We start from the raw sequence: 24963 nt of genomic DNA, 5'->3' as shown, positions 1-24963 counted from the left end.
TGCAAATCACCAACCTGTTCTAAATGGTCGGGGTAGCGGGATTTGAACCCACGGCCTCTTCGTCCCGAACGAAGCGCGCTACCAAGCTGCGCCATACCCCGAGGCCACAGACACAAGCTAGAGCATAGCTCCAGCGCTGTGCTTGCGAGGACTTACTTTAGCCCGACGCCGAGCAAGAATGCAAAACGCCTGCTTAACGGGCTGTGTGTGGGGATCACAGGCCCTGTCGCACCCTACGAACTACGAATCCCGCTCCACAACCTCAATCAAGGTCGCGGACGGGCGGCAGAACAGGCGCACCGGGGCGTAAGGGGAAGTGCCAAGGCCATTGGAGACGTGCAGCCACGTCTTCTCGGTCCAGCGCGACAACCCCGAGGCCCGCGAGCGGTCGATACCGCAGTTGGTCACAATGGCCTTCCCTCCGGGCAGGCACACCTGGCCACCGTGGGTATGACCAGAAAGCACCAGGTCGTAGCCATCTTCCGCAAAAGCATCCAACACGTGGGGCTCCGGCGAGTGCGACAGGCCGATAGCGATGTCGGCATCCGCATTCGGGGCACCGGCAATCTGCGAATAATCCTCCAACTCGTGATGAGGGTCATCCACACCGGACAGTGCCACCTTCACTCCGCCCGCGACAAACTCCAGCCGGGCATGGGTGGCATCCTGCCAACCGTGCTCGATAAACGCAGCGCGCATGCCGCGCCACGGTAGTTCGACGCGCGAGGGCTTGCGCTTCTTTCCCGTCAGGTACTTCAGCGGATTGACGGGCCGTGGCGCGAAGTAGTCATTGGTGCCAAACACGAAGGCACCCGGACGGTTCAGTAGGGGGCCGAGCGCTGCGAGGACACTGGGAACGGCTTTGTCGCTGCCCAGGTTGTCGCCGGTATTAATCACCAGGTCAGGGTTCAGAGCATCGAGGCTGGCAACCCACTTCTGCTTCAACTTTTGGTCGGGGAGCATGTGGAAGTCGGAGACATGCAGAATCCGGAAAGGCTCACCCTCGCGCTTTCCCGCCCGGGCGAGCGTGCCGGGTGCCAGCACGGGAACTTGAACGCGGTGGAGTTTAAATGCGCGCAATTCGATTTGGTTCGCGTAGATGAACGTCGTCAAGCCGAGCGTGGCGAGAGCTGCGGCAGACCGCAGAATTCGGTTGGAAAAAGCGCGCGATGTCATGACAGAGACACTATCAACTACAGCGGTAATCTAGGGCGTATGAGTGAACTGAAGAACACAATTGTCTCCGATATGACCGCCGCAATGAAGGCCCGCGACAAGAAAACCGTTGCGGCGCTGCGCATGCTGAAGGCCGCCATCCAGACCGAGGAGGTTTCCGGCTCCAAGCACGAGCTCACCGATGACGAGGTGCTGCGTGTGATTGAGCGGGAGGTCAAGAAGCGTCGCGAGTCCGCTGAGATGTACGCCCAGAACGGCCGTCAGGAACTTGCCGACGCCGAACTCGCCGAAGCAGAGGTTTTCGCCCGCTACCAGCCGGAACAGCTTGACGACGACGCCGTGAAGAACCTCGTCGCGGAATCTGTGGCCGAGGTTGCTGGCGATGACGCGCCGAGCATGAAGATCATGGGCCAGGTTATGAAGGTGGCTAAGGAAAAGGCCGCTGGCCAGGTCGATGGCAAGCGGCTTTCCGAGGCCGTTAAGGCTGCCCTGCAGGGCTAGCGCGACCTTTCGCCGTTTCCTTTTTCGGCGATAAGCGTTGGAGCTGCCTTCTAGGGTGAACTAGAACGGCAGCAGCGGAATCAGATCCCGCAAGCTCGGCGCTGGCGGAGTGTTCGGGCGAGGGAACTGCGGTAGCGGATCCGGCCGGGTCGTCGTCGAGTCCGGTCGTGGCGACGGCGCTGGTGGCGGGGTCGGACGGCGGGTGCCATCGGCCACGCGGATTGTGACGGTGCCACCCTTGAGTAGTAGCGGCGGCTGATCCAACCCGACCACGATTCCGCGCGACTCGCCGGTGAGGGAGACTGTGCGTTCCTCTACCTTGTAGCCGGCCTTCTTAAGGGTCTCCCGGGCCTCGGCCTTCTGCATGCCCACCACATTCGGCATTTGGGTGATCGAGGTGCCCAGGCCGTAGTCCGAATCCAGTGGTGGGAGGTTCTTTCCGCCATAATCCTCGATAACCGGGCCGACTGCGCCGAACCATGTCCGCGCGGGCTCGCGACCACCAAAGAGGTTGCCGCTTGGGCACTGGCGCAGCGGTGACGTACACAGCTCCGTGACAGTCGGGGTGTCATTGTAGGCGTACACCGATCCGGCCAGGCCGCCGGTGAAGCCCAGGAATGCCGCAGACTGGTTCGACTCGGTGGTACCGGTCTTAGCCGCGACTGGGCCTTCCCAATTCAGCTCTTTCGCGGCATCCTTCGCGGTGCCATCGGTGGCGTCATTGCTGAGCGCATTAGCAATCGCGTGCGCGACACCCGGCTCCACTGCCTGCTCGCACGGTGGCACATTCAGCTTGACCGCATTGCCCTTGGAATCCGTGATTGACTCAATCGGAGAGGGCTCGCACCAGCGGCCATTGCTGGCCAGGGTGGCAGCGACATTGGACAGCTCAAGGTTATTCACCGACGTCGGACCCAGCACGAACGAGCCGAGCTTATGCTCCGAGACATAGTCCGCCACCGAGGACTCACCATCAAAACTGCCCGGCTCCGTGTATGAGCGCATGCCCAGGCGTACCGCCATGTCCATCACGCCATCGACGCCGACCAGCTCCGAAATCTGAATAAAAGGAGTATTCGGCGACCGTGCGAGCGTCTCACGTAGCGACATCGACGGCGGGAAACTACCTACGTTCTCCACGCAGTACAGGCCCGGCGGGCAGCCCTCTGCGCCACCGGTGCCCAGCCCGGAGGCCTCATAACGACGCGGCACCGGGAAGTTGGTGTCAATACCCAGCCCCTTTTCCACCGCCGACGTCGCCGCGAAAATCTTAAAAATCGAGCCCGCGCCATTGCCCACCGGCGTAAATGGCTGCGGCTGCACGGTCTGCATTTGTTCCGCATCGAGGCCGTATACGCGTGACGACGCCATCGCGAGCAACTTCCTGGAGTCATCCCCAGGCTCAAGCAAACTCATAACCTCGGCTGCGCCATCCGCAGTCGGTGAGGCCTGCTGACGCAGAGACTCCTGCACGCTGTCCTGCACACGCGGGTCCAGTGTGGTCTTCACATGGAAGCCACCGCGCTTGAGCTTCTCGGTCTCAATACCGTGGTTCTCCAAGTAGGAGACCACATAGTCACAGAAGAAACCGCGATCGCCCGCCGCGATACAGCCCTGCGGCAGGCGCTGAGGCTCCGGGAGGATGCCGAGATCAGCTGCCTTGGCGTCCTGAGCCTCCTGCGGGCCGATTGCCCCCGTGGATTCCATAGCCGCAAGCACGTCGTTACGCCGTGCATGCGCACCTTCCGGATTCGTATACGGATCGAGCCCGGAGGACTGCTGAACCATGCCCGCGAGCAGAGCGGCCTGCGGGACATTCAGATCGGACGCGGGAATGCCGAAGTATGTCTGAGCTGCAGCTTCCACACCGAAAGCGCCATTGCCGAAGGGGACCAAGTTCAGGTACTTAGTCAGAATCTCGTCTTTCGTCAGCTCATCTTCCAGATCCAACGCGATGCGAATCTCGCGGATCTTGCGACCATAATCCGTGGCAGTAGCAGCGCGGCGCTCCGACTCCGACTCTGCGTCCACCAGCAGCGTGTGGTTCTTAATCAACTGCTGCTCAATTGTGGAGGCGCCTTCCTGCACCGACTGGGACATGAAGTTCTTTACCGCCGCACGAGCAGTGCCCTTCCAGTCCACACCAGAGTGCTCATAAAAGCGCCTATCTTCCACGCTGACCAGCGCGTCCTTCATAGCGGGCGAGATGCGTTCCGACGGCACATTAAACCGCCGCTGATCATAGAGCCACGCAATTGGCTGATCATTCCGATCCGTAATAGTGGTGACCCCTGGTGCGTCCTTAGAAATCACCGACCGCGACGCCGACGCGAATTCATCAGCCGTGCGCGCGACGAGGTAGGCCGAGCCGCCCACAAGAGGAAAGAGGGCGCTGGCCACAATCAACGCAGCCAACACAGTGGCAACGGAGAGCTTGAACAGCGTCGAACCTTTATTCACAGCAATCACACTACAAGGTAGGGCGGATTGAGCCGAAGTGAGTTTTCGAAAATCCGCCTAGAGGCATGCCCGGCGAGCCCAGAAAAACGCCTGGCGAGCGGGGGCGGAGTGCTACGAGCGCCCTTACAATACCGGGCAACTCGTCGTGTGGTGGTTTCCGGAAAAAGATTTTCATAGTGACGCAAATCACCCCCGTGCTTTTGTTGGAAAAAGTTGCCCCACCTGCATTGTTGTATTTAGAGCTGCGCCACGTCCACCCTCCCAGTGTGACCCAATCGACATTATTTGGGTGGTGTGAATAGACTTACAACAAAATTTCAGCACTATTTAGTTGAAACTATTTCGAAATAACGAAAATCGCAGGCACGAGGAGGCTACAATGACCGCCACGATTCCCGATCGCAACCGCACTGCTACTACGCCAGACTACGAGCTCGGTGTAGAGAGCTTCCGCGATCGTCAGGAGTGGGTCCCGCGCGCTAAGTGCCGCGATATTGACCCGGATAAGTTGTTCGTTCGCGGCGCCGCACAGCGCGAAGCCGCAGTTATCTGCCGCCATTGCCCAGTGGTTCTGCAGTGCCGTGCCGACGCTCTGGATAACCGCGTCGAGTTCGGCGTCTGGGGTGGCCTGACCGAGCGTCAGCGCCGCGCAATGCTGCGCGAGCACCCGGAAATTACTTCGTGGGCCGACTTCTACGCTGAGCAGTACGCAGCTCAGCGCAAGGCAAAGCTGGCTAAGTAAAAACCGAACTTAAATCGAAGTAAAACTAAACCCCCAGCGCGCGAGGCTGGGGGACAGATAAAGTAGCTTCCATGACTACTAAATGGGAATACTTCACCGCACCGCTGCTCATTCACAACACCAAGGCCATCCTGGATAACTTTGGTGAGGACGGCTGGGAACTTGTCACTGTTCTCCCGGGCCCGACCGGCGAAAACCACGTCGGTTACTTCAAGCGCCCGAAGGCTGACTAATTACCTCGGTGTCTAGCACCTAACTAACAACGGCGGTTGTGCTTTCGATTGGCAGCTGACTAACAGTTGGCTGCCATCTTTCTTTGGCCGGCTTTATTCGCCGGGCCCCCAGTCGCCGTGGAAAGGCTTAACTCAAATGAGCAACTCTGAATCTCGCACTCCTTCCCAGGCCCTCGAGAACCTGGGGCTTACCCTGCCTGCCGTTGCCGCGCCAGTTGCGGCCTACGTACCCGCAACGCGCACGGGCAACCTCGTTTTCACCTCCGGTCAGCTCCCATTCGTTAACGGCGAGCTCACCCACGTCGGCCACGTCGGCTCAGAAGTCACTGCTGAGGAGGCCAAGGAGGCAGCCCGCACCTGCGCCCTCAACGCTTTGGCCGCAGTCGATGCTGAGGTTGGCCTGGACAACGTCACCCGCATCGTGAAGGTCGTCGGCTTCGTCAACTCCGCCGCCGGATTCACTGGTCAACCGGGCGTTATCAATGGAGCCTCGGAACTCTTCGGCGACGTCTTTGGCGAACGCGGCCAGCACGCTCGCTCGGCAGTGGGTGTGAATCAGCTTCCGCTGGACGCTCCCGTGGAAGTCGAGATCATCGTTGAAGTAGCCCAGTAGCTGCTGTGTTTGCTGCCGTGAACAGCGGGAATGTTGCGTTCTCCGGGGCGTCGTAAAGCGTGCTTACACCCAAATGAGCCGAATTGGACGACGTGGCGCGCTCCCCGGATTGCGCAACCACGTAGGATAGAGGACATGGAGCATCCTGCGTATAGCCAACTGCGTCAGATTTCTCAGTCTGTGGGCGTCGTTCTGTGCCCGAACCCCAGCTACTCTTCGCTGGAGGGTACGAACTCCTACGTTATTAAGGCTGAGGGGGATAGCCGCAGCATTGTCATCGATCCGGGCCCGGAGGACGAGGGACACCTGAACGTCCTCCAGCGTTATGCCGGCGACGTTGCGTTGATTCTGCTGACGCACCGTCATGGCGACCATGCTGATGGCGCCGCACGTTTCCGCCAGCTCACCGGCGCGCCGATTCGTGAGCTGGAGTCTCAGTACTGCGCGGGAGGTCAGGATCCGCTTATCGACGGCGAACGTATCGTCCTCGACGGAGTGACTCCGCAGATTGAGGTCGTGGCAACCCCTGGTCACACCGCTGATTCCGTCTGCTTCTTCATCCACACTGGTGATGGTGAGGACGATGTTGAAGGCATCGTTACCGGTGACACGATCGCTGGCCGCCACACCACTATGATCTCGGAGACCGACGGCGACCTGGGTAAGTACATGGAAACCCTGAAAATGCTGGATTCGCGCGGCAAGGGTGTTCGTCTGCTGCCTGGTCATGGTGCTGACCTGCCGGACATCACTGTAATGACGCAGAAGTACATTGAGCGTCGTAAGCTGCGCCTTCAGCAGGTGAAGGATGCCGTTGCCAAGCTGGGCGACGAAGCTACGGTCGACCAGATTGTGGATGAGATTTACACCGATGTCGATCCGGTGCTGCGTCATGCTGCTGAGCAGTCGACTCGTGTGACCCTGCGCTACTTGCGCGATCACGGGGAGTAATTGCTGGGCTTTGGCTTCGGCCTCGGCTTCGGCCGGTTGCTGGTCTGGGCTGGGCTTAATTGAGGCTTGGCTGGAGCTGAGTTTGAGTCGCCGCATGAAAAGAGCGTGTGACCTGCAATTTTGCGGGTTGCGCGCTTTTTGTTTGGGGTAGTGCTGGTTGGGGTGGGCTAGTGCCGGTTGGGTGGGTTGGCCTCGTCGGGGCCAGCTCAATCACTTATCGATGAGGTATCCACTTGTCGATGAGCTATAGCGCGCGCATAAGTGAACAGCGCATCGATAAGTGATTGATGCAAGGAGAAATCGGTGAATGGTGCATCGATAGGTGCCGGGAAAGCATCGATAAGTGGCAGAAAAGCATCGATAAGTGCGCCAAACTTGGCCGGCATGCCAGGTCAGCATGGCAGGCCAGCGGGGGAAGACAACAAAAATCCCGCGAGCCTCATGCGTTTCATGTGCTCCTACGGGAACCGGGGATCCAAAAGCAGAGGCTGCGGGATGTGAGTCGTTTGGGCAGCGCCACAAGCGCCACAAGCTAACGTGCGCAACAAGCTAACGTGCGCGGCGGGCCAAACGCTCCGTATCGGAGATGAGCACGGACTTGCCCTCAAGGCGAATCCAGCCGCGGTGGGCGAACTCTGCCAGAGCCTTGTTAACGGTCTCTCGGGAGGCGCCGACGAGCTGTGCGATTTCCTCCTGAGTCAGGTCGTGGTTCACGCGGAGAGCAGAACCTTCCTGAACACCGAAGCGATTGGCCAGCTGAAGCAGGGACTTAGCAACGCGACCTGGGACGTCGGTGAAAATGAGGTCAGCCAGTGAATTGTTGGTGCGGCGCAGACGGCGGGCCAGCATGCGCAGCAGCTGAGCTGGAACATCAGGGTGTGAACCAACCCATTCCTGCAGCTGATCGGCACTCATGGACGCGGCGGAAACTTCGGTGACGCAGACCGCCGAAGAGGTGCGCGGGCCCGGGTCGAAGATGGAGAGCTCGCCGAACATGTCGGACGGGCCCATGATGGTCAACAGGTTTTCACGACCGTCGGCTGAGCGACGAGCCAGCTTCACCTTGCCATCAATAATGATGTAGAGCCGATCGCCCGGCTCACCCTCATTGAAGATGGTGGTTCCACGCGGGAAGCGAACCGTCTCGAGCTCGCCGAGCAAGGCCTGCACAGCCTCCTGGTCGACTCCCTGAAATACACCGGCCCGGGAGAGAATCTCCTTGACGTCATCCACGGTAAAATTCTCCTGTCTTGGGCCACTAACCACCGTAAATACAGGCCAGCAGCCGCCAAATTAGCACTCGACTACAGATTGCAGTGGCCAAACAGGAAGAGAAACTACCCCGTCCCACTAGTCCCACTACTTTCGGTCTTTCCCGGTAACGCCGCTGCCAGCCTTCAAGGCAGGTTCATCCCTGGGCGAATTTCACGACAAATCGCCTCTACAGATGCATCCCAAAACTACGCCGTCACCAAGATGTGATAAGCACCACTGTAGCAAACGAGCCACTGCGCCTGTGGGGAATTCTGGTGAAAAGCCGCTGAACTGTGTATTTATAACTAATAATTCGCTAACGGTGTTCCAAGATGTGGTGGGGCATGACTTCTTTGGTTTTTGACCGAATATGCCCGAGCCGCTACCGGTTCCATCCGCATCCCGGACGAATCTAAAGATTCGGCCCGCGAAAGGTGCGCACGCGAATTGCAATCCGGGGTAGCCGATACACTACGACCATGGATACGACTGGCAAGGCATCGTCGTTAAGCACGCACCAGATAAACAAACCCCAGCCCACGCACCCGCAGGGATCCCTGACGTCGAAGAGGCGTCGGGCGGTGGGGGCGCATCCGGCGGCGCGGGGGAAGGAGACGCACCTGGGTATGGTGCGGCGCGCGCGGCGAATCAACCGCACGCTGGCGGTGGCATACCCGAATGCTCACTGTGAGCTGGACTTTCGTAATCCGTATGAGCTCGCGGTGGCGACGATTCTGTCGGCGCAGTGTACGGACGTGCGGGTGAATATGACCACGCCGGCGCTGTTCGCTAGGTACCCCAGCCCGGCCGATTTGGCGGTTGCGAACCAGGAGGAGGTCGAGGAGCTCGTTCGGCCGACGGGTTTCTATAGGAATAAGGCCGCGAACATCATCGGTTTTGCACAGGGGGTGATGGAGCAGCACGGCGGCGAGGTTCCGGGCACGTTGGAGGAGCTGGTGAAGCTGCCGGGCGTGGGGCGAAAGACGGCAAATGTGGTGCTGGGGAATGCTTTTGGGGTGCCGGGTTTGACGGTCGATACGCATTTTGGGCGTCTGGTGCGGCGCATGGGCCTCACAGAGCAGGAAGATCCGGTGCGCGTTGAGCACGAGATGATGGAGGTGCTACCGCGCGCGGAGTGGACGTGGTTTTCGCATCGCCTGATTTTCCACGGTCGCCGGGTGTGCCATTCGCGCCGGGCGGCGTGCGGGGCGTGCTTCTTGGCAGCGGATTGCCCGTCGTATGGCGTCGAGGGTCCGGCGGAGCCGGAGACTGCGGAGAAGTTGATTAAGTCAGACGACAGGGAATGGCTTCTCTACCTGGCCGGTCTTAATGACGGCTACAGTGGGGAGGAACTTTCCGCGCTTGACGACGGGGATAGCGCGCGCAACACCACAGCGACACAGGACTAGTCGAGGAGCACTTTTCGTGAATGAGCAGGGCGGTCATAGTCACAATGGTGGCCACTATGAGGATCGGCAGGTGGACGTTAACCGTTCGGCATCGCTGATTACGCTGCTCATCGCGGGAGTTAGCATTGTGGGTCTGGTGATTTTCGCGATTGTGAATACCACTGGTGGCAATGACGAGGCCGACGGTGGTGGGACCGGATCTGGTGTGAGTGTCGGTGCGGATGGCGCTGGCAATGGTGATGGCGCTGGCAGTGATGGTGAAGTGGATGGTGCACCGGCAGCGCCAGCGATGTCAAAGGATGAGATCGCGGCGGTAGCGGGTAGTGGCTCACTGACCGGTGTGCGCTTGCCGCTGTTGGCGGAGTCGGGAGACTCAGCAGGCCAGGACAACGAGGCTGGGCAAGTGGAACTGGTGGACATGGGGCAGGTCGTCGCGGGCAAGCCGACGGTGCTTAATGTCTGGGCGTGGAACTGTGCGCCGTGTCGCCAAGAGCTACCGCTTATCGAGCAATGGGCCAAGGACAACCCAGATGTGCAGGTGGCGACGGTGCATGCGGCTCGCGAGGCGGGGCGTGGCCAAGCCTTCCTGCAGGAAATCGGAGTGAAGCTACCGACCTACTCGGACACGGTCGACGTGGTCGGACCAGCGTTGAATCTACCGCGAGTTGTGCCCATCACCGTGGTGTTTAAGGCAGATGGCACGGTGGCGGCCATTCATCCTGGTGAATTCACCGATGCGCAGCAGATTACTGATCTCGTGCGAGGTGCATTGAAGTGACTCAGGGACAGTCGTGGAATCGTGACGCAAGCTCGGGGCTGTATCTGCCGAAGTGGTTGACCAATAGTTTGCCGCCGCACCTGGTCAGTGCTGATCACGACGCGGCAGGTCACGCCAGCAGCGCCAGCCACGCCACAACAGGCCACTCGGAGCAGCAGGTGGCCGGTCGCTCCGCTTCGTCGTCAAGCGTGAAGCGTGCGTTTGCGAAGTTGCGGCGAGACTCCTCGACGCAGGAGAAACCGTTGCGGAATCCGGCGCGGTCGGCGGTGTTGGTGCTGATCAGCGGTGATGCGGAGGCGCACCAACGGCCGGAGGATGCCAGCGTGGTACTTACGCACAGGGCGACAACCCTGCGTAAGCATGCAGGCCAGATGGCTTTTCCGGGCGGTCGTGTCGATCCCGAGGACGTGGATGAAATCGATACCGCGCTGCGTGAAGCCGAGGAAGAAACCGGCCTGAACCGAGAGACGGTGACGCCGGTGCGGGTGCTGGACTCGATTGACATTTCGCGGACTGGCTTCGCGGTGAATCCGGTGTTGGCGTATTGGCATGCACCGCATCCGCTGCGTGTGGTCGACCCTGCAGAGACGGAATCGGTGCTCAATGTGCCAATTAGCCATCTGACGAATCCGGACAACCGCATGATGCTGGGCTATCACGGCTGGACAGGACCGGCATTTAAGGTTGGTGACTTCGTCGTTTGGGGCTTTACCGGCGGCGTGCTGTCCTACTTGCTAGACGTGGCCGGCTGGTCAGAACCGTGGGACGACACCAACGTGCAGAAACTTTTGCCAGTGCTCGCGCGTTCCGCTAATGGTGAAAAACTGTCCGTACTGAAGGGAGGCCGACGATGATGCCTGCAATCGCTGTGTTTGACGTTGCGCTGCTGGCGATTTTCATTTTCACGCTTATCGTCGGCTGGCAGCAGGGCGCCGTCTCGTCGATTATGGCCATTTTGGGCGTTGTCCTGGGCTTGGTCATTGGTGTGCCCTTGGCGCCGCTAGCTATGGCGCAGGTCGAGAACCAGTCGGGAAAGGTTCTCTTGGGCCTCGGTACGGTGATTCTGTTGGCGTTGATTGGTCATGCGGTGGGAACAGTGGCAGGGCAGTCGCTGCGGAATACCATTCGCTCGCCGTTGGCCGTCGGCCTGGATTCGAGCCTCGGTGCCATCGTGCAGTCCGTGACTGCGCTGGTAGTGACATGGATGATCGCCGTACCCCTGGCCACCGCCGTGCCCGGGCAGTTCGCCGACTGGGTACGTGAGTCCAAGGGCATGAACCTCATTGACCAGGTCGCGCCCGACGAATGGAGCGACGGCTTCAGTGGCATCCTCCGTCAGCTTCGCGATGATGGAATGCCCGCCATCGCTCCGCCATTCGGCTACAAGCAGAACGTCCCCGATGAACCCGTCGACCCCAATGTGATTTCGCAAGGTGTCGTCGACAGTATTCGACCGTCCATCGTCCGCGTCTTGGGCGAAGCCCCGCAGTGCGAACGTTTGCTGCAGGGTACTGGCTTTGTCATCGCGCCGGATTTGATTCTGACAAACGCGCACGTGGTCGCTGGCGCCACCACTGTTCGGCTGGAAACCGTGGTCGGCATGGCTGACGCGAACGTCGTGCACTACGATCCGCTTGACGACGTCGCACTGCTCCGCACCACCGACCTACCCCTGGAGCCCATGCAGTGGGCGGATCAGGAAGCTCGTCCGGGCGATGACGCGGTAGTGCTGGGCTTTCCCGAGTCCGGCCCCTTTAAGGCCACACCTGCGCGCGTGACGGAGAACATCATTATTCGAGGCCCGGATATTTATTCGTCGACCAGGCACGAGCGTCAGGCCTATGTTCTGAAGGCAGATGTGCGCCACGGTAACTCGGGCGGCCCACTGATTACGCCGCAGGGCCAGATCCTGGGCTTGGTCTTCGGTGCCGGTGTGAACAATGACCAGACTGGTTACGCGCTGACGCACGCCGAGGTCCAGCCACACATCGATGAGGCGATGGATAACTACGGAGCGATCAGCACGCAGGAGTGTGTGGCGGGGTAAGCGGAAAGTTGTGTGTCTGTGGGCAGGTCAGCCCCAGCTGCAACCGCAGGAGAGTTCCGGCTAGCTTCAGCCGAGCCTGAGTCTAAGACCCCTCCGGCAACCAGTGCAGGTGATTCCTGATTGCCTGCACCACAGCCTGAGGTTTCTCTGCCGGCAGGAAGTGCCCACAATCCGGCACAACGCGCACGTGACTCGAGCTGAGCTCCACTAGCGCACGTGGGGTACGAGTGTCCTGCTCGCCGACGAGCAGCACCGTGTGCTCATCGCTTTTCGACGAGCCCTCCACCGCACTCAACCACTTGCGGAAAGCGGCCGGAGCCGGTCGCGTCCACCAATTCATGTGAGCCAGTGCAGGGCGGAGTGCCCCACTGGCCAGGCTGTCAGCCATGAGTTCCGCGGTCTGTTTTCCCTCGGGGGTCTCGGCAAACCCTTGCCCGGTGGTGGACATGGACTCGCGCACGATGCGGTCAATAAGCCGCTGCTGGCGAGCCTCAGCCGCCTGCGTGCTGAACTTATTGCGACGCAACTGCGGTACCCGTGGCCGCGAGTCCCACCACGAACGGCGCAGCAGAGGAGCCAGGCTACTGCGGAAGTCCTCCGACCACGGGCTCTTCAACTGGTTCAGCCACACTTTCGGATGTGCAGCACCACAACCAATAATTCCGGAGACAAGATTGGGCTGCCGCGAAGCCAACGTCCACGCCACCCAGGTGCCGAACCCCTGACAGACCAGCAGCGCGGTCGAATGCCCCAACGAGCGAATCGATGAGGCGATGTCCTGGGCCGCCTCAAACGGATCGTAGCCTTGCGGTGTTCGGTCGGACTGACCGTAGCCACGCATAGAAATAGCCACAGCGTGCACGGGGAGGGGATCGCCCGAGTCGTCGTTAAGCAGCGGCAAAACCTCGCGCCATTCAAACCAACCGCCAGTCGAGCCGTGAATAAACAACACGAGCGGATCGGAGGGGCGGCCGCACTCGGCGATGTGTAGGCGCTGGCCGCGGACGTGAATGAGACGATGACGCCAGGGGCCAGTGAGAGAATCGCTGAGGGAGGTCATGAGGGGAAAATACCTTATCCGAAGGGCTTAAACCGGGACTGAATAAGACAAAAGGGCGAGACCAACAAAGTCCCGCCCAATTTCTTTCAAGCCTTTAGGTGTACATACCGTTCGACTGCGAAGACTTCTTCGCCGACCCCGACGGCACGACCCCCTTCAGCTCCTGCATCGACTCGATGGTCTTCTCCGGCTTGCGGATCGACTTGACCTTCTTCAGACCCAGCAGTGCTGCAACACCGGCGATGACCAGCATCAGAACGAAAACGATGAGGAACGCAGCCCAGGTTGGCAGCCAAACATCCAGCAGCCAGCCGAGGAAGAAGAAAAAGAAGAACGAGGAGTACAGTGCGACGACGCCGGCAACCGCGAAGAAGCCACCGCCAACTGCGCCCTTCTTAGCCTCGCCAGCAATTTCGGCCTTGGCCAGCTCAATCTCAGAGCGAACCAGAGCGGAAATCTGCGAAGAAGCATTAGACACGAGCTGGCCGACGCTAGCATCACCCGATGCGTTGCTATCCACATCACTCAGCGGGATAGCGGTAACACGCGGTTCGGTGCCGTCGGTAAAGAGACCCTTCGTATCGTCGTTGCTCACGTGTACTTCCTCCTACGCAGATGGTTGGAAAAGATGGTTTGAAACTTTAAAACTGCAGTTACAAACTGCCATACTACCTCTGATTGTGGGTAGGGCGCGCCATAAGGGCGAAAAAGCCAAGAACTCGTTGAAGTTTTTCTCATCTTTGACCATTTCTATATAAGTTTGTCACTTACTTAGCGGTGAAGAATTAGGGTGTGGGATATGAACAATCAGCCTGAGAACGTGCGTGGAGCCGATGGAATTGGTGCCGGTGCTGGCAATGGTGTGGGCAATGGTGTTGGCGCCGGAAAAGGTGGCCTAGCTGGGATGAGCCTGGGTGTGTCCTCCGTGTCGGCGAAGAAGCGTGCAGAGCGTGAGGCAGCGCAGGCGAAGGCATCTGAATCGGGTGCCGATGGTGCTGACGGTGCTTCCGGCGCTGCTATCCCGCAGCTTGACCCCAAGGACCCCCTCGCGCCCCTGTGGCAGCTCGACGGCGTTGCACATGCCGCTGATGTCGCGGCCAAGGCCATCCAGGCCGTCCACAGGCACAAGGCCAACCTGCGCAAGCACAACGTCACCGGCTCCGAGTCGGTCCTTCGTGGCGCTCGGGCATCGGCGTGGCTAGAAGGCGGCGAGCCATCGCTTCCCGACGACGGCAACATCACCGATCCCGTACTCGCAGCAGCCCTTCGGGTTGCCGACACCATTTCCCCGGAGTCAATTGGTGAGACCACTCGCGTGTGGCAGCGCGCTCCGCAGCAGGTGCTGGCCAAGTTTGCGTTGAACGCATCGCCCGCAGGTGAAACTGAAGACGGTTCCGAGGCGCGGATGAAGGCCGGCCGTCCGGTCGGTGATGACAAGCTCTCGTCCGCGATGAAGGAGCAGCGTCTGCACGTGCTCGGTGACTTCATCACTGGCCGCAGCCAGATTCATGCTGGTGTGCTCTCGGCGATTGTGCACGGTGAGCTGCTGACTCTGCGCCCCTTCGAGTACCACAACGGCATCATCGCCCGCGCCGCCTCGCGGCTGACAACTGTCGCAACCGGCCTGGATCCGCGTGGCTTGGCCGTGCCCGAGGTCTACTGGACCCGCCACCGCCAGGAGTATGTCGAGGCTGCAGAGGGGTTCGCGTCGGGAAGCGCCGATGGCCTTCGTGCGTGGATTCTGCTGCACCTGGAGGGGCTGAAGGCCGGTGCCGTGGAAGCGCGCGGTATCGCCGAAGCGGTGTAGGCGGGCCGGCTGCTGGATGGTGGGTTAGTCGGCCTTTGGCTCGTCGTCGTTTTTGCGCAGTGCCAACAGCGTCGCACCTGCGCCAAGCGCCAGTGTGACGCCGGCAAGAATTGCAGCATTGCGTTTCGACGGCGCGCGAAACAGCGGGACGGGATTCCGGAATTGGCGCACAGGCCACTCACGCTCCGCCGCAATCTTGCGCAGAGCGCGATCGGGATTGACCACAACGGGATGGCCGACTGTAGCCAGCATGGGCTCATCAGTGATGGAATCCGAGTATGCGAAGCATTCGGCCAGGTTGAACTGGCGCTTTTCCGCTATCCGACGCATCTGCACAGCCTTGTTTTCGCCTCGGCAGAAGAACTCCGTTTCACCCGTGAAGAACCCATCGCGGACCTCCAGCTCGGTGGCCACCACGTTGTAGACACCGAGTGCCTGCGCAATGGGCTCAACAATCTGCCGAGCCGATGCCGAGATAATGAACACCTGATGCCCCCGTGCGCGGTGTTCACGAATGAGCTCCAAGGCCTCGGCGTAGATGTACGGCGTGATGTTCTGCTCTAGGGTTTCGATCGCGACCTGGCGCAGTTCCCTGGCGCTGTGACCAGCGATAAGAGCGGAAAACTGCTCGCGCGTGGCCTCCATTTGCGCCTCATCGTGTCCCTGTGACATGTACAGGGCGTGACTGAGTGCCATTTGCAGCATGTCCGTCGGCGAAATGATGCCGCGCTCGAGGAATTGCTTGTTGAACGCATATGCCGAGCTCTTGGCAATAATGGTTTTATCCAGGTCAAAGAACGCAGCGACGCGAGAGTTAGCGGTGGCGGGAGCATCGTCCACGATGCCTGTGTTCGTAGAAGCGTGCGGCTGCGGCGTTGTTGAAGCCCTGTTCTCGCCGGTGTTCATAGACTCTGAGCTTACCCATGGATGTCGGGCTCGGGGAGAGCATTATGAGTGTTTAACTGCTGGGTGGGGAACTGGGGCGATTGGGGCGGTGGCGGTCGTGGGGGCTTGGCGGCGATTGGGGCGCGGCATTTCCTGGGCGCGATTAATCGAGGAAACGTGACATCGAACATATTGGGCATTAAATCCTTTGTAAGGTATTTGCAGATTCCTCGGGATATGTAATACTTGGACGTGGCTGGCCCCTTCTTGTTCTTTTTAGAAACAGACTGCGAGGCCGCCCCGGCTCAATCCCCCCCCCGAGCCGGTTAAAGACGCCTCGCGCCAATCCCCCCCCCCGGCGCGGGGCGTCGCCCCTTTTTGGCCCAATGTTGAGGGGTACGTAGTAAAAATTGCGGGCTGCAAATGTGAAACTGTATGAGTTTATGACACTTTCAAGTCATTTTTCGTGCCATTTTTGTCATAAACACAGTCACTAACTCGCATCGACCCAACGCCACCTGACATAAACGTAGTCACTAACTTGCATTGGTCAGGCCGCGCAGTAGCCATAAGGCAAAGGCGACATGGCGTTCTGCAGTTATCCACAGTCTGAAAATTATCCACAGACAGCGAGGTTTTGGCCCCTTGCGGGCATCATTGAATCCGCCCTGTAGTGCACGCTATGGCCATGGCAATCAAGAAACTGTCCATGGCTCAGCGAACCGAGGCTTCAGCAAATCCAGTAGTCAACGCCGTCGATGATGAGGCGCTGCGTGAAGAGGTTGCGCTCATAGTCGCTGCTACCGGTCGTGACTGTGTGCAGGAGACCGTGCCACCTGTGGCTGCAGCGCCAGTGGCCGCACAAACATTTGCTTCGCCGCCAGCATCACTATCATCATCAGCCCCAGAGCCTTCCCCATCGTCAGTATCGACAGGAGCGGGAGTTTCATCGGCCCTGTGGCGTCGGGCACCAGCGGTGTTCGTCGATGCACCGGCAGCCCGAAGATTAGCCGGGCGGCCTCATTGTGAGGGAGCAATCTTTCTGGTCCGCAGTGATACTGAGGCGGAAGATGCGCAGGTAGCGAAGGTTTTAGCTCCTGTTTACAGTGCTAGTTTGCCCGCGGATAACGTCGATATTGTCGAGCTGCTCGGCCGTGGCGACGTACGCCCGGATGCTCCGAATCCCACCAATCACCAAAACGGCTCGAGCCTCCTGAACCACCATCAGAACCCAGCGTCACCTGCAAGCACCGACGTGATTACGGCACCGGGTACAGAGCCCGTATCGAACACGCCGGCGACTACAACCGACTCCACGGCAACGTGCCTGATGTTGGTTCCTGCGGTCGGCGGTGCCGGGGCTTCCATTGTTGCGGCGGCGAGTGCATTGGTTCTATCCCGTGAAAAGCCAGTCTGTTTGGTGGACTCGGACGCACTGGCAGGAGGCATTGATCTGGTGCTCGGGATGGAAACGGAACCGGGACTGAGGTGGCAGGACTTCTCGGCTGCTGATGGTCGTCTCGACGGGGCGGCACTCTACGAAGCACTGCCATCCTGCCCGCGATCACCCGCTCTGAAAGTGTTGACGTGGACTCGCAGTCGCACGCCCGAGACGACTTACAACCACGCCTCTGCGAACAACAAATTCGACAGCGCCGACAGAACCGACAGGCCCGACGATGTCCGGCACATTGCCAGCACCATTAGTTGCCTTATTCATGCCGGAATTACGGTCATCGTGGACTGCCCGAAGCAGGTGGAGTACGTCACCACTCTCGGCGCACTTGCCGATGACACCGTCATAGTCCTGCCCACCTCCGTTCGAGCTATCGCAGCCGCTGGCCCCTTGGCGAGCATCTGTGCACAGGCGGGGTTCACCCCAAATCTTGCAGTGAGGTACCAGCAGCACCGCGATATCAGTGTCGAAGAGGTGGAATACGCTCTCGACCTGCCCATTGTTGGTGAGATTGAGTACTGCAAGAAGGTAGCTCACGAGATAGATGTGGGCGGGCTCGCTGGAACCGTCGGCAAGCTGACGCGGAGATTGGAAGCGATGTTTGCCCTTGTCGGCGGTGGTGGCGATGGATGACGTCAGGCTGTTGGCGGCGGTGCGGACGGCGCTTGCGGAGCGGCCTGGGGTGGCATCGCATAGCGAGGTCGCCGACATCATTCGAGCAGAGACCTCGGGGGTTGTCTCCGATGTGAAGGTGCTGGAGATTCTACGCGCGATTCGCGAGGAAACAGTGGGCGCGGGTGTGTTGGATGCGCTGTTGCGACGCCCGGGTGTCAGCGATGTGCTGGTCACCGCGCCGGGCGAGGTCTGGGTCGACGCTGGCAACGGACTGGAGCGGGCCGAGATTTCCTTCACGGACGAGGGCGAGGTGCGCGCGTATGCGGTGCGGCTCGCGTCGCGGTGTGGACGAAGGCTTGACGACGCGCAACCCTGGGCCGACGGTCATATTCCTGGAGGTGTCGGCGGCTGTGGTGTGCGAGTTCATGCGGTGCTTTCACCACCGTCAGCGACCGGCACTCAGATTAGCCTGCGGGTGCTGCGTCCGGCTCGTCGCGGACTTGCGGAGCTATGCGATGTCGGGCTGTTTCCACCGGAGATTCTGCCGGTGTTGCGGGGAATCGTGGCGGGACAGCTGTCGTTTATTGTCGCCGGAGGCACGGGTGCGGGAAAGACGACGCTATTGGCGGCGATGCTCTCAGAAGTTAATCCTGACCAGCGCATTGTGTGCATCGAGGACACTCCGGAGTTGCAACCGCAGCATCCGCATGTGGTGAAGCTGGTGACCAGATCGGCCAACCTGGAGGGGGCCGGTGCGATTGGGCAGCAGGAGTTGCTGAAACAGGCTTTGCGCATGCGCCCCGATCGCATTGTTGTAGGCGAAATCCGTGGTGCCGAAGTGGTGGATTTGCTGGCTGCGTTGAACACGGGGCATCGCGGTGGGGCGGGGACAATTCACGCCAACCGGATTGGGGATGTCGTCGCGCGCTTCGAGGCTTTGGGGCTGATCGGTGGCCTTGGTCGCGCCGGGCTACATGCGCAGTTGGTCTCGGCGGTGCAGGTGGTGTTGGTGGTCGAACGCGCTGATGTTCGCCGGCTGGCACAGATTGGGCTGCTGCGCGGTAACCCACCGGAGGTGGTGGAGGTCTGGACTGCTCGGGATGGGCCGGGGCCGGGGTGGGAAGCGTTGCAGAAGTTGCTGGTCGGCGGGGAATAGCCGGTGGAATAACCGGTGGAATGACCAGAGGAAAAGCCAGGGGATTAGACGGGGAGATTAACAACTATGGGGGAGGGATTTAGCGTGGCGATGCTCATTGGGGGAGCGGCTGCGGCGGTCGCTATCTGGCCGGACAGCTCGGCGGCGGTGCGCTCGCGAGCACTGGCAGGCCGTGCCCGCGAGGTGTCCGGCGGGCTGAAGTGGTTGCAGCGCATGGTTGGACTTGGTGCTGGTTCCACGGGGTCGAGTGCAGTAAGCACTGGCAGTGCGAATAGAACTGCAGGACTATCAATCCTCATCGCTGCAGGCCCGGCGCTCGTGTTGTTGTGGCTCGCCGGGATTCCAGGTGTTGTAGCCGGGCTATTGTTGGGCCGCACCGCAGGGGCAGTAGTGCGCGCTGTGGGGGAGAGGCGCTGTGAACGTCGGGAAGCGGACAGCGCTGCGGTAGCGCTGGAAACCTTGACCGCGCAGCTGCGCGCAGGAGCGGCGGCATCAAGAGCGCTCAACGCGGCAGCGTCGGAATTGCGCAGGTCAGGGGATGAGACTGTGTTGGCTGACCATCTCGCGCACGCGGCGCATCGCGCGAACTTCGCCGACCCGTGGGAGAGCGAAGAGTCTTCGGAGCAACTGCGTCGGATTGGGCGTATGTGGACGGTGGCGCAGCAACACGGTCTGAGTTTGGCTGGGTTGCTGGACTGCGCGCGGGGTGATTTGCAGGCTCGTCAGGCGCATCGATCACAGACGTCTGCCGCGCTGGCGGGACCACGCATGACGATTGCCATTTTGGCATCACTGCCGGTGTTCGGTTTGGTCATGGGGCAAGCTTTCGGAGCGTCCCCATTCGAGTTCCTCAGTCGCGGTATCGGAGGAATTGTGCTGGTCATCGGTGTCGGGCTGGTGTGCGCGGGCATCGAATGGGCGGTCGCCATCATCGATCGTGCGGAGGCCGGACAATGATTGCCGCCGCACTTCTCATCGCCGTCTACCTCTGCTTGCCGACGTTCAATCCCGTCCGCAGCCGACTGCCCGAGTTGGTAGCCGAGTCGGATGCTCGTGTGCGAGGAGGCCTACGCCGACAGGTGACCAATCGGGTGTCGCAGATTGCCGCACAGGTGCGGGAACGTGTGCGAACTGTCATTGGCGGTGAGCGCATCAGCTCGGCTGTGCTGCTCGATGCCGCAGCGGCCCTGGACATCATTGGCGCTTGTTTGAGCTCCGGTATGCCGTTGTCGCAGGCCATGGCAGCAGCTGCCGATGGTGCAAACCCTGAGCTGGCCGAGCCACTTCGACAGTGTTCCGCCAGGTTGTCCGTGGGCGCGCACTCAGCTTGGGACAGCCTTGCTGCCACACCCGCGCTCGTGCCTCTGGCGACGGCTGGGCGCCGCGCAAGCGAATCCGGCACCGTTCTGGCGCAGGCCTTGGAGGACACCGCTGCCACGTACCGCAGTCAAGCGCACGATGCGGCGCAAGCCGTCGCCGAAAAGGCTGGTGTCTTCATTGCCGGGCCGCTGGCGTTGTGCTTTCTACCCGCGTTTGTGGTGCTGGGATTGGTGCCCACAATCGCCGGGCTTGCCGACGAAATGTTTGCAGGACTGATGCCGTCATGAAGCTCGGACAGTTCTGCGCCCAGCCTCGCGCGCTGGCACGCGCCGGATGCAGTGTTGGTTGCGCTTTCGGTTGCGTTCTCGCTTGTGCACGCGGGCCACCTGCCACGCTGCAATCCACCATGCGTCAACGCGGGTCAACGCGCGTCAATGCACATCACACCTCACAACTGACCTGTCACTCGACATCCACATAGGGGGAAACATTCATGACCACTCAAAACTCCAACCGTCCAACCAATGTTCCAACCAATCTTCCAACCAATCCGCTGACCGCTGCACAGTCCCAGCTGCGCTCGTATTTGCACAAGCGTCTGCACGCTCTGGCAACTGAGGAAAACGGCATGTCAACCGTGGAATATGCTTTGGGAACGATCGCGGCCGCCGCTTTCGGGGCCCTGCTCTACACTGTCGTGACCGGCGGGGATATCACCCAGGCGCTCACCGACATCATCGAAAGGGCGCTCAACACCGATGTCTAGCCGCATCCGCTCTACGCTTCATCGCCTGTGCGTCGGCGACGAAGGCCAAACCACGGTAGAAACCGCTTTCGGTCTCGCGGCACTGGTCACGGTCATGGTCACGGCCCTGTCAGGGCTGGTCACCATCGCAATGTACCTAGGGCTTACCGACGCAGCCGGAGCCATCGCACGGGCTGAGGCGCGGGGCGATGCGGAGACAGTAGCCGAGCTCCGTGCCGACGCGGATGGCCAGGTCGCAATATCGGAAACCTCCGGTACCGTGCGCGTGACCATTCGGCGCTCAGCGGGGCCATTTTCGCTGGAAGCACGTGCGGTCGCACTGCGGGAAAGAGTGGCATCGTCATGAGAAACGTGACAGCCCGCCTTCTTCGCGAAGAAGAAGGTTCCACCACAGTCGCAGCCGCACTGTTCATCGCCGCTTTCGTCGTTCTGACTTTGGTTGGAGTTACAACCGGGGTGCGGGTGGTGCAGGCTCGGCAGGCAGCGGTAGCAGCGGATCTGGCCGCGGTGGCCGGCGCCGTGGCTGCGCAAGAGAGCGACGACGCCTGCAAAGCTGCGGGGTCAATCGCAAAAGCTAACCACGCACGCCTTGTGGCTTGCGAGATTGATGGGGAGGACGTGCAGGTCAGCGTCCAACGAAAGGAGAGAAAAGCAACGTCCAGAGCAGGGCCGGAAGCGGTGGAGGATGCTGCTACTGGCCGTCGTTAAGCGTGCGAGAGACCCCACTGAGCACCTTGATTGCGCCGGCCTTGTCCAACGGATCGTTGCCATTGCCGCACTTGGGCGACTGGATGCACGATGGGCAGCCGGATTCGCACTCGCAGGCGGCGACGGCATCGCGGGTCGCGCGAACCCACTGAGCGAAGGCCTCGTAGCCGCGGTCGGCAAACCCCGCACCACCAGGGTGCCCGTCGTAAACAAAAACGGTGGGCTGCTGGGTATCGGCGTGCATGACCGTGGAAACACCGCCGATATCCCAGCGGTCGCAGGTGGCAATCAGCGGCAGCATGCCGATAGCCGCGTGCTCGGCTGCGTGGAGAGCCCCCGGCGCGATGTCGGAGCCCACACCCCACGAGCGCAGGGTGGACTCGGGCATTGTGTAAGCCACGGCGCGCGTGACCAAACGCTGCGGAGGGTAGTCAAGTTCAACACTGTCGAGAATCTCGCCGGTATCCAGACGACGAAGATAGGAGGTGACCTGGTGAAAGACCTCGACCTGGCAGGAAGCGACCTGTAAGCCCTGGTAGTGGCGCATATCGTCAACGTCCAGAATGCGGATGGTGGTGTCCATGCGCGAGCTGGTGGAATAGCGCGGCTGCTCGGGGTGGACCAGGGCGACGAGGCTGTCGAAGTCCAGCTGGTCGACAAGATAGGACTCACCGCGGTGCAAGTAGACGGCACCGTCGTGGACCTGCTGCATCGCACGGCCAAGATCGATGGTGCCAAGCAGTCGACCATCGGTCTGGTCGACGATGGCCACTTCCTGGCCATCACCACCGCGGACGTTCACGGCATCGTGGGCAGTGGCAATGCGCGGCCCCTCATCGCGGTCGGTCGGGTAGTAGACGGGTTCTTGTCCTTCCCAGGTGCGCTTGCGCAACCAGCCCGCTGACACCATGTCTTCGGCTACGGGCAGGGTTCCCCATGCCTGAAGCTGGCTGGTGGTGACGGGTTTCTCCACAGCCGCGCAGTAGAGGTGTGACCACACCACATGTGGGTTGCGGGGATCGAAGACGGTCTTTTCCACCGGCCTGCCCAGCAGTGCGGACGGGTTGTGGACCAAGTACGTGTCCATGGGGTCATCACGAGCCACCAGCACCACCAGCGCGCCCTGGCCACGACGACCCGCGCGGCCGGCCTGCTGCCAGAATGAAGCGACCGTGCCCGGGAAACCGGCCTGCACCACCGCGTCGAGGCCACCGACGTCAATGCCCAGCTCCAATGCATTGGTGGTGGCCACACCTAGCAGGGTGCCGTCATCGAGCATGCGCTCGATGTCGCGGCGCTCTTCGGCCAGGTAGCCGGCGCGGTAAGACTCGATGCGCTCGGCGATATCGCTGCGGTGGCGCTTCTCCAGGCGCTCACGCACGCCGAGCGCTACCTTCTCAGCACTGCTTCGCGAACGGGTGAAGGTCAGGGTGCGGGCGCCCTCGACAAGCAGGTCGGCCATGATATCCGCGGCCTCGGTCGGGGCGGGGCGGCGCACGGGTGCGCCGTTCTCGCCTTGGAGGTCGGGGAGCAGGCCGGGTTCCCACAGGGCGATCGTTCGCTCGCCGACCGGGGCGCCGTCTTCGGTGATGGCCTCGACAGGCTCGCCGATGAGGCGACGAGCCTGGTCAGCGGGGTCGTTGGTCGTCGCAGAGGCAAAAATCACGGTCGGCGAGGCGCCGTACTCGCGGGATAGCCGCAGGAGGCGACGCAGAATCTGAGAGACGTTGGCGCCGAACACGCCTCGATAGGCATGGCATTCGTCGACGACGATATAGCGCAGGTTGCGCAGCATCCGCGTCCACCGAACATGGTTGCCGAGCACCGAAACATGCAGCATATCGGGGTTGGTAAACACCCAACGGGCGTGGTCGCGGATGGCGCGCCGGGCGTCTTGTGGGGTGTCGCCGTCGTAAAGCGAAATCAGCGAACTCAGTGACGCCGGTGCCATCGCGCGTGCAGTGTCCAGCTGATCGGCGCCCAGCGCCTTGGTCGGGGAGAGGTACAGCGCGGTGGCCGCGGGGGTGGCGGACAGTTCTGTGAGCACGGGCAGCAGGTAGCCGAGCGATTTACCCGACGCCGTGCCCGTCGCGACGACGCAGTGCACGCCCTCGCGGGCAAGGTTCGCGGTTGTCGCCTGATGAGTCCACAGGTTCTCAATTTCGCGATCTACCAGCACTTCTTTCAGCCAGCCCGGCACCCATTCGGGCCAAGGCGCGGTCACGCCAGCACGCGCAGGAAGATCCGCAATGTGCGTCACCGTCGCCCGCGGATGCGCACGAATAACCGGCCCCAGCAGCTCCCGCCCAAACGACTCCACCGACGCCACCCTTTCCTGTAAACGCGCACTTCATATGTTTGACGACGCTTCCTATCAGCCACATTCTCGCTATTCGACACCCCAGTTTCTCCGGACTCCGAACACGGGTTTACGGGGGTGGCAAGAAGCTGTTCCTAATCGGCGCTCGCGCCCCAAACGTGGCAGACTTTTTGAGTGTATCGCCCGCCAACGGGCACCCAGCAAAAACTCGCACGAGGCGAAAGGGTGCTTTGGCCGTGTTTACCCCATCGTGTGTGGCCGGATGTGCGTGGCGAATACTTGTTTTATCGAATCCTGAAGTTGGGAAGTTTTGTAATGGCACAGGGTACTGTGAAGTGGTTCAACTCGGAGAAGGGCTTCGGGTTTATCGCCCCAGCTGACGGTGGCAACGACGTGTTCGTTCACTACTCCGAGATCCAGGGCACTGGTTTCAAGACGCTGGAAGAGAACCAGGCAGTCGAGTTTGAGATTGGTGAGGGCCAGAAGGGTCCGCAGGCTCTGGACGTGAAGCCTCTGTAAGTCAACCGTTTCCGGGGTGAACTGGGCGTTTGTTCAGTTTGGTTCGCGGAATTTTTGGCTTTTCAAGGCCCATGTTGTGTTCATGGGGTAAGCCTTGATTCTCCCACGCGGAAAGTAATTTCTGCGTGGGATTTTTGCATTTCTGGGGGCAGTGGGTCAATCCGAGTTACTGACTACGTTTATGACA

The 24963-nt window shown here is 60.8% G+C and carries 26 protein-coding genes and 1 tRNA gene; 18 read left to right on the top strand and 9 right to left on the bottom strand.

Annotated features, from left to right (window positions below; genetic code table 11):
• Positions 1 to 24: 24 nt before the first annotated feature.
• Positions 25 to 101 (bottom strand) — tRNA-Pro (locus HMPREF2849_RS01775).
• 139 nt (positions 102 to 240) lie between these two features.
• Complete coding sequence (locus HMPREF2849_RS01770) at positions 241 to 1176, bottom strand: metallophosphoesterase (RefSeq protein WP_070642812.1); 936 nt, start codon at positions 1174 to 1176, stop codon at positions 241 to 243.
• 39 nt (positions 1177 to 1215) lie between these two features.
• On the opposite strand from HMPREF2849_RS01770, the gene HMPREF2849_RS01765 reads away from it, so the two are divergent.
• Positions 1216 to 1677 (top strand): GatB/YqeY domain-containing protein, encoded by a 462-nt coding sequence (locus HMPREF2849_RS01765; protein WP_070862515.1) that lies wholly within the window; start codon positions 1216 to 1218, stop codon positions 1675 to 1677.
• 60 nt (positions 1678 to 1737) lie between these two features.
• Here HMPREF2849_RS01765 and HMPREF2849_RS01760 read toward each other — a convergent pair whose 3' ends face one another.
• The gene (locus HMPREF2849_RS01760; RefSeq protein WP_049193074.1) at positions 1738 to 4146 is read right to left on the bottom strand and encodes a transglycosylase domain-containing protein; all 2409 of its coding nucleotides are present in this window, start codon (positions 4144 to 4146) and stop codon (positions 1738 to 1740) included.
• A gap of 370 nt (positions 4147 to 4516) precedes the next feature.
• Between HMPREF2849_RS01760 and HMPREF2849_RS01755 the strand changes: the two genes are divergently transcribed.
• The 4 genes from HMPREF2849_RS01755 to HMPREF2849_RS01745 all read left to right on the top strand — a co-directional run bounded on the left by HMPREF2849_RS01755 (position 4517) and on the right by HMPREF2849_RS01745 (position 6676).
• Complete coding sequence (locus HMPREF2849_RS01755; RefSeq protein ID WP_005511664.1) at positions 4517 to 4879, top strand: WhiB family transcriptional regulator; 363 nt, start codon at positions 4517 to 4519, stop codon at positions 4877 to 4879.
• 71 nt (positions 4880 to 4950) lie between these two features.
• Positions 4951 to 5112: a Sp36 family protein gene (locus tag HMPREF2849_RS11100; protein WP_005511670.1), complete on the top strand. Its 162-nt coding sequence runs from the start codon at positions 4951 to 4953 to the stop codon at positions 5110 to 5112.
• Positions 5113 to 5248: 136 nt separating this feature from the next.
• On the top strand, positions 5249 to 5725 hold the full coding sequence (locus HMPREF2849_RS01750) for a RidA family protein (protein ID WP_070862514.1): 477 nt from the start codon (positions 5249 to 5251) through the stop codon (positions 5723 to 5725).
• Between the two features lie 135 nt (positions 5726 to 5860).
• The gene (locus HMPREF2849_RS01745) at positions 5861 to 6676 is read left to right on the top strand and encodes an MBL fold metallo-hydrolase (protein ID WP_070841442.1); all 816 of its coding nucleotides are present in this window, start codon (positions 5861 to 5863) and stop codon (positions 6674 to 6676) included.
• A 206-nt stretch (positions 6677 to 6882) separates the two neighbouring features.
• On the opposite strand, the gene HMPREF2849_RS11095 is transcribed toward HMPREF2849_RS01745, so the two are convergent.
• Positions 6883 to 7062, bottom strand: coding sequence for a hypothetical protein (locus HMPREF2849_RS11095; RefSeq protein ID WP_141764531.1), 180 nt, complete (start codon positions 7060 to 7062; stop codon positions 6883 to 6885).
• Between the two features lie 163 nt (positions 7063 to 7225).
• Entirely contained in the window at positions 7226 to 7909 is a 684-nt protein-coding gene (glxR, locus tag HMPREF2849_RS01740; RefSeq protein WP_005511668.1) for a CRP-like cAMP-activated global transcriptional regulator GlxR, read from the bottom strand.
• A gap of 500 nt (positions 7910 to 8409) precedes the next feature.
• Here glxR and nth point away from each other — a divergent pair, with 500 nt between their 5' ends.
• Genes nth through HMPREF2849_RS01720 form a run of 4 tightly spaced genes read left to right on the top strand, consistent with a single transcriptional unit; the run spans position 8410 to position 12164 of the window.
• On the top strand, positions 8410 to 9339 hold the full coding sequence (gene nth, locus HMPREF2849_RS01735; protein ID WP_371259572.1) for an endonuclease III: 930 nt from the start codon (positions 8410 to 8412) through the stop codon (positions 9337 to 9339).
• Positions 9340 to 9355: 16 nt separating this feature from the next.
• Positions 9356 to 10117: a TlpA family protein disulfide reductase gene (locus HMPREF2849_RS01730; protein WP_070841441.1), complete on the top strand. Its 762-nt coding sequence runs from the start codon at positions 9356 to 9358 to the stop codon at positions 10115 to 10117.
• Positions 10114 to 10971 (top strand): NUDIX hydrolase, encoded by an 858-nt coding sequence (locus HMPREF2849_RS01725; protein ID WP_016421925.1) that lies wholly within the window; start codon positions 10114 to 10116, stop codon positions 10969 to 10971. The genes HMPREF2849_RS01730 and HMPREF2849_RS01725 overlap by 4 nt, the downstream gene beginning before the upstream one ends.
• Complete coding sequence (locus HMPREF2849_RS01720) at positions 10968 to 12164, top strand: MarP family serine protease (RefSeq protein ID WP_070862513.1); 1197 nt, start codon at positions 10968 to 10970, stop codon at positions 12162 to 12164. The genes HMPREF2849_RS01725 and HMPREF2849_RS01720 overlap by 4 nt, the downstream gene beginning before the upstream one ends.
• Before the next feature lie 82 nt (positions 12165 to 12246).
• Here the strand turns inward: HMPREF2849_RS01720 and HMPREF2849_RS01715 are convergent, their stop codons facing one another.
• Positions 12247 to 13224, bottom strand: a complete 978-nt coding sequence (locus HMPREF2849_RS01715; RefSeq protein WP_070862512.1) for an alpha/beta fold hydrolase — start codon at positions 13222 to 13224, stop codon at positions 12247 to 12249.
• Positions 13225 to 13318: 94 nt separating this feature from the next.
• Positions 13319 to 13819 carry a phage holin family protein gene (locus HMPREF2849_RS01710; protein WP_016421928.1) on the bottom strand — a complete coding sequence of 167 codons (501 nt, stop codon included), beginning with the start codon at positions 13817 to 13819 and terminating at the stop codon, positions 13319 to 13321.
• Positions 13820 to 14023: 204 nt separating this feature from the next.
• On the opposite strand from HMPREF2849_RS01710, the gene HMPREF2849_RS01705 reads away from it, so the two are divergent.
• Positions 14024 to 15031: a Fic family protein gene (locus tag HMPREF2849_RS01705; protein WP_083327217.1), complete on the top strand. Its 1008-nt coding sequence runs from the start codon at positions 14024 to 14026 to the stop codon at positions 15029 to 15031.
• Positions 15032 to 15055: 24 nt separating this feature from the next.
• On the opposite strand, the gene HMPREF2849_RS01700 is transcribed toward HMPREF2849_RS01705, so the two are convergent.
• Positions 15056 to 15937: an HAD family hydrolase gene (locus HMPREF2849_RS01700; protein WP_083327218.1), complete on the bottom strand. Its 882-nt coding sequence runs from the start codon at positions 15935 to 15937 to the stop codon at positions 15056 to 15058.
• Positions 15938 to 16604: 667 nt separating this feature from the next.
• Here HMPREF2849_RS01700 and HMPREF2849_RS01695 point away from each other — a divergent pair.
• From HMPREF2849_RS01695 to HMPREF2849_RS01665, 7 genes are all read left to right on the top strand, one after another.
• Positions 16605 to 18005: a CpaE-like family protein gene (locus tag HMPREF2849_RS01695; protein WP_246816260.1), complete on the top strand. Its 1401-nt coding sequence runs from the start codon at positions 16605 to 16607 to the stop codon at positions 18003 to 18005.
• Complete coding sequence (locus HMPREF2849_RS01690; protein ID WP_083327219.1) at positions 17998 to 19143, top strand: TadA family conjugal transfer-associated ATPase; 1146 nt, start codon at positions 17998 to 18000, stop codon at positions 19141 to 19143. Before HMPREF2849_RS01695 ends, HMPREF2849_RS01690 begins: the two co-directional genes overlap by 8 nt.
• A 66-nt stretch (positions 19144 to 19209) precedes the next feature.
• Positions 19210 to 20100 (top strand): type II secretion system F family protein, encoded by an 891-nt coding sequence (locus HMPREF2849_RS01685; RefSeq protein WP_070862510.1) that lies wholly within the window; start codon positions 19210 to 19212, stop codon positions 20098 to 20100.
• On the top strand, positions 20097 to 20750 hold the full coding sequence (locus HMPREF2849_RS01680; protein WP_070862509.1) for a type II secretion system F family protein: 654 nt from the start codon (positions 20097 to 20099) through the stop codon (positions 20748 to 20750). The genes HMPREF2849_RS01685 and HMPREF2849_RS01680 overlap by 4 nt, the downstream gene beginning before the upstream one ends.
• A 206-nt stretch (positions 20751 to 20956) precedes the next feature.
• Positions 20957 to 21229 (top strand): DUF4244 domain-containing protein, encoded by a 273-nt coding sequence (locus HMPREF2849_RS01675; protein ID WP_005511372.1) that lies wholly within the window; start codon positions 20957 to 20959, stop codon positions 21227 to 21229.
• A complete protein-coding gene (locus HMPREF2849_RS01670) occupies positions 21222 to 21575 on the top strand; it encodes a TadE family type IV pilus minor pilin (RefSeq protein ID WP_050773635.1) in 354 nt (117 codons plus the stop codon). The genes HMPREF2849_RS01675 and HMPREF2849_RS01670 overlap by 8 nt, the downstream gene beginning before the upstream one ends.
• Positions 21572 to 21937, top strand: coding sequence for an Rv3654c family TadE-like protein (locus tag HMPREF2849_RS01665; protein WP_070831389.1), 366 nt, complete (start codon positions 21572 to 21574; stop codon positions 21935 to 21937). Before HMPREF2849_RS01670 ends, HMPREF2849_RS01665 begins: the two co-directional genes overlap by 4 nt.
• On the opposite strand, the gene HMPREF2849_RS01660 is transcribed toward HMPREF2849_RS01665, so the two are convergent.
• Positions 21921 to 24257 carry a DEAD/DEAH box helicase gene (locus HMPREF2849_RS01660; protein ID WP_070862508.1) on the bottom strand — a complete coding sequence of 779 codons (2337 nt, stop codon included), beginning with the start codon at positions 24255 to 24257 and terminating at the stop codon, positions 21921 to 21923. The genes HMPREF2849_RS01665 and HMPREF2849_RS01660 overlap by 17 nt on opposite strands.
• A 315-nt stretch (positions 24258 to 24572) precedes the next feature.
• Here HMPREF2849_RS01660 and HMPREF2849_RS01655 point away from each other — a divergent pair, with 315 nt between their 5' ends.
• Positions 24573 to 24776 carry a cold-shock protein gene (locus HMPREF2849_RS01655; RefSeq protein ID WP_005511370.1) on the top strand — a complete coding sequence of 68 codons (204 nt, stop codon included), beginning with the start codon at positions 24573 to 24575 and terminating at the stop codon, positions 24774 to 24776.
• Positions 24777 to 24963 lie beyond the last annotated feature (187 nt).

Source organism: Corynebacterium sp. HMSC073B01 (assembly GCF_001838255.1).
GTDB classification, from domain to species: Bacteria; Actinomycetota; Actinomycetes; order Mycobacteriales; family Mycobacteriaceae; genus Corynebacterium; species Corynebacterium jeikeium_D.
This window is presented reverse-complemented; position numbering and strand designations above follow the sequence as displayed.

What these genes read in the sequence shown, in the direction of transcription:
- HMPREF2849_RS01750 (WP_070862514.1), top strand. Translation starts at nt 5,249, where the DNA reads ATGAGCAACTCTGAATCTCGCACTCCTTCCCAGGCCCTCGAGAACCTG.
- HMPREF2849_RS01765 (WP_070862515.1), top strand. Translation starts at nt 1,216, where the DNA reads ATGAGTGAACTGAAGAACACAATTGTCTCCGATATGACCGCCGCAATG.
- HMPREF2849_RS11095 (WP_141764531.1), bottom strand. Translation starts at nt 7,062, where the DNA reads ATGCCGGCCAAGTTTGGCGCACTTATCGATGCTTTTCTGCCACTTATC.
- HMPREF2849_RS01690 (WP_083327219.1), top strand. Translation starts at nt 17,998, where the DNA reads ATGGATGACGTCAGGCTGTTGGCGGCGGTGCGGACGGCGCTTGCGGAG.
- HMPREF2849_RS01685 (WP_070862510.1), top strand. Translation starts at nt 19,210, where the DNA reads ATGGGGGAGGGATTTAGCGTGGCGATGCTCATTGGGGGAGCGGCTGCG.
- HMPREF2849_RS01655 (WP_005511370.1), top strand. Translation starts at nt 24,573, where the DNA reads ATGGCACAGGGTACTGTGAAGTGGTTCAACTCGGAGAAGGGCTTCGGG.
- nth (WP_371259572.1), top strand. Translation starts at nt 8,410, where the DNA reads ATGGATACGACTGGCAAGGCATCGTCGTTAAGCACGCACCAGATAAAC.
- HMPREF2849_RS01695 (WP_246816260.1), top strand. Translation starts at nt 16,605, where the DNA reads ATGGCAATCAAGAAACTGTCCATGGCTCAGCGAACCGAGGCTTCAGCA.
- HMPREF2849_RS01670 (WP_050773635.1), top strand. Translation starts at nt 21,222, where the DNA reads ATGTCTAGCCGCATCCGCTCTACGCTTCATCGCCTGTGCGTCGGCGAC.
- HMPREF2849_RS11100 (WP_005511670.1), top strand. Translation starts at nt 4,951, where the DNA reads ATGACTACTAAATGGGAATACTTCACCGCACCGCTGCTCATTCACAAC.
- HMPREF2849_RS01715 (WP_070862512.1), bottom strand. Translation starts at nt 13,224, where the DNA reads ATGACCTCCCTCAGCGATTCTCTCACTGGCCCCTGGCGTCATCGTCTC.
- HMPREF2849_RS01705 (WP_083327217.1), top strand. Translation starts at nt 14,024, where the DNA reads ATGAACAATCAGCCTGAGAACGTGCGTGGAGCCGATGGAATTGGTGCC.
- HMPREF2849_RS01665 (WP_070831389.1), top strand. Translation starts at nt 21,572, where the DNA reads ATGAGAAACGTGACAGCCCGCCTTCTTCGCGAAGAAGAAGGTTCCACC.
- HMPREF2849_RS01755 (WP_005511664.1), top strand. Translation starts at nt 4,517, where the DNA reads ATGACCGCCACGATTCCCGATCGCAACCGCACTGCTACTACGCCAGAC.
- HMPREF2849_RS01770 (WP_070642812.1), bottom strand. Translation starts at nt 1,176, where the DNA reads ATGACATCGCGCGCTTTTTCCAACCGAATTCTGCGGTCTGCCGCAGCT.
- HMPREF2849_RS01720 (WP_070862513.1), top strand. Translation starts at nt 10,968, where the DNA reads ATGATGCCTGCAATCGCTGTGTTTGACGTTGCGCTGCTGGCGATTTTC.
- HMPREF2849_RS01675 (WP_005511372.1), top strand. Translation starts at nt 20,957, where the DNA reads ATGACCACTCAAAACTCCAACCGTCCAACCAATGTTCCAACCAATCTT.
- HMPREF2849_RS01700 (WP_083327218.1), bottom strand. Translation starts at nt 15,937, where the DNA reads ATGAACACCGGCGAGAACAGGGCTTCAACAACGCCGCAGCCGCACGCT.
- HMPREF2849_RS01680 (WP_070862509.1), top strand. Translation starts at nt 20,097, where the DNA reads ATGATTGCCGCCGCACTTCTCATCGCCGTCTACCTCTGCTTGCCGACG.
- HMPREF2849_RS01745 (WP_070841442.1), top strand. Translation starts at nt 5,861, where the DNA reads ATGGAGCATCCTGCGTATAGCCAACTGCGTCAGATTTCTCAGTCTGTG.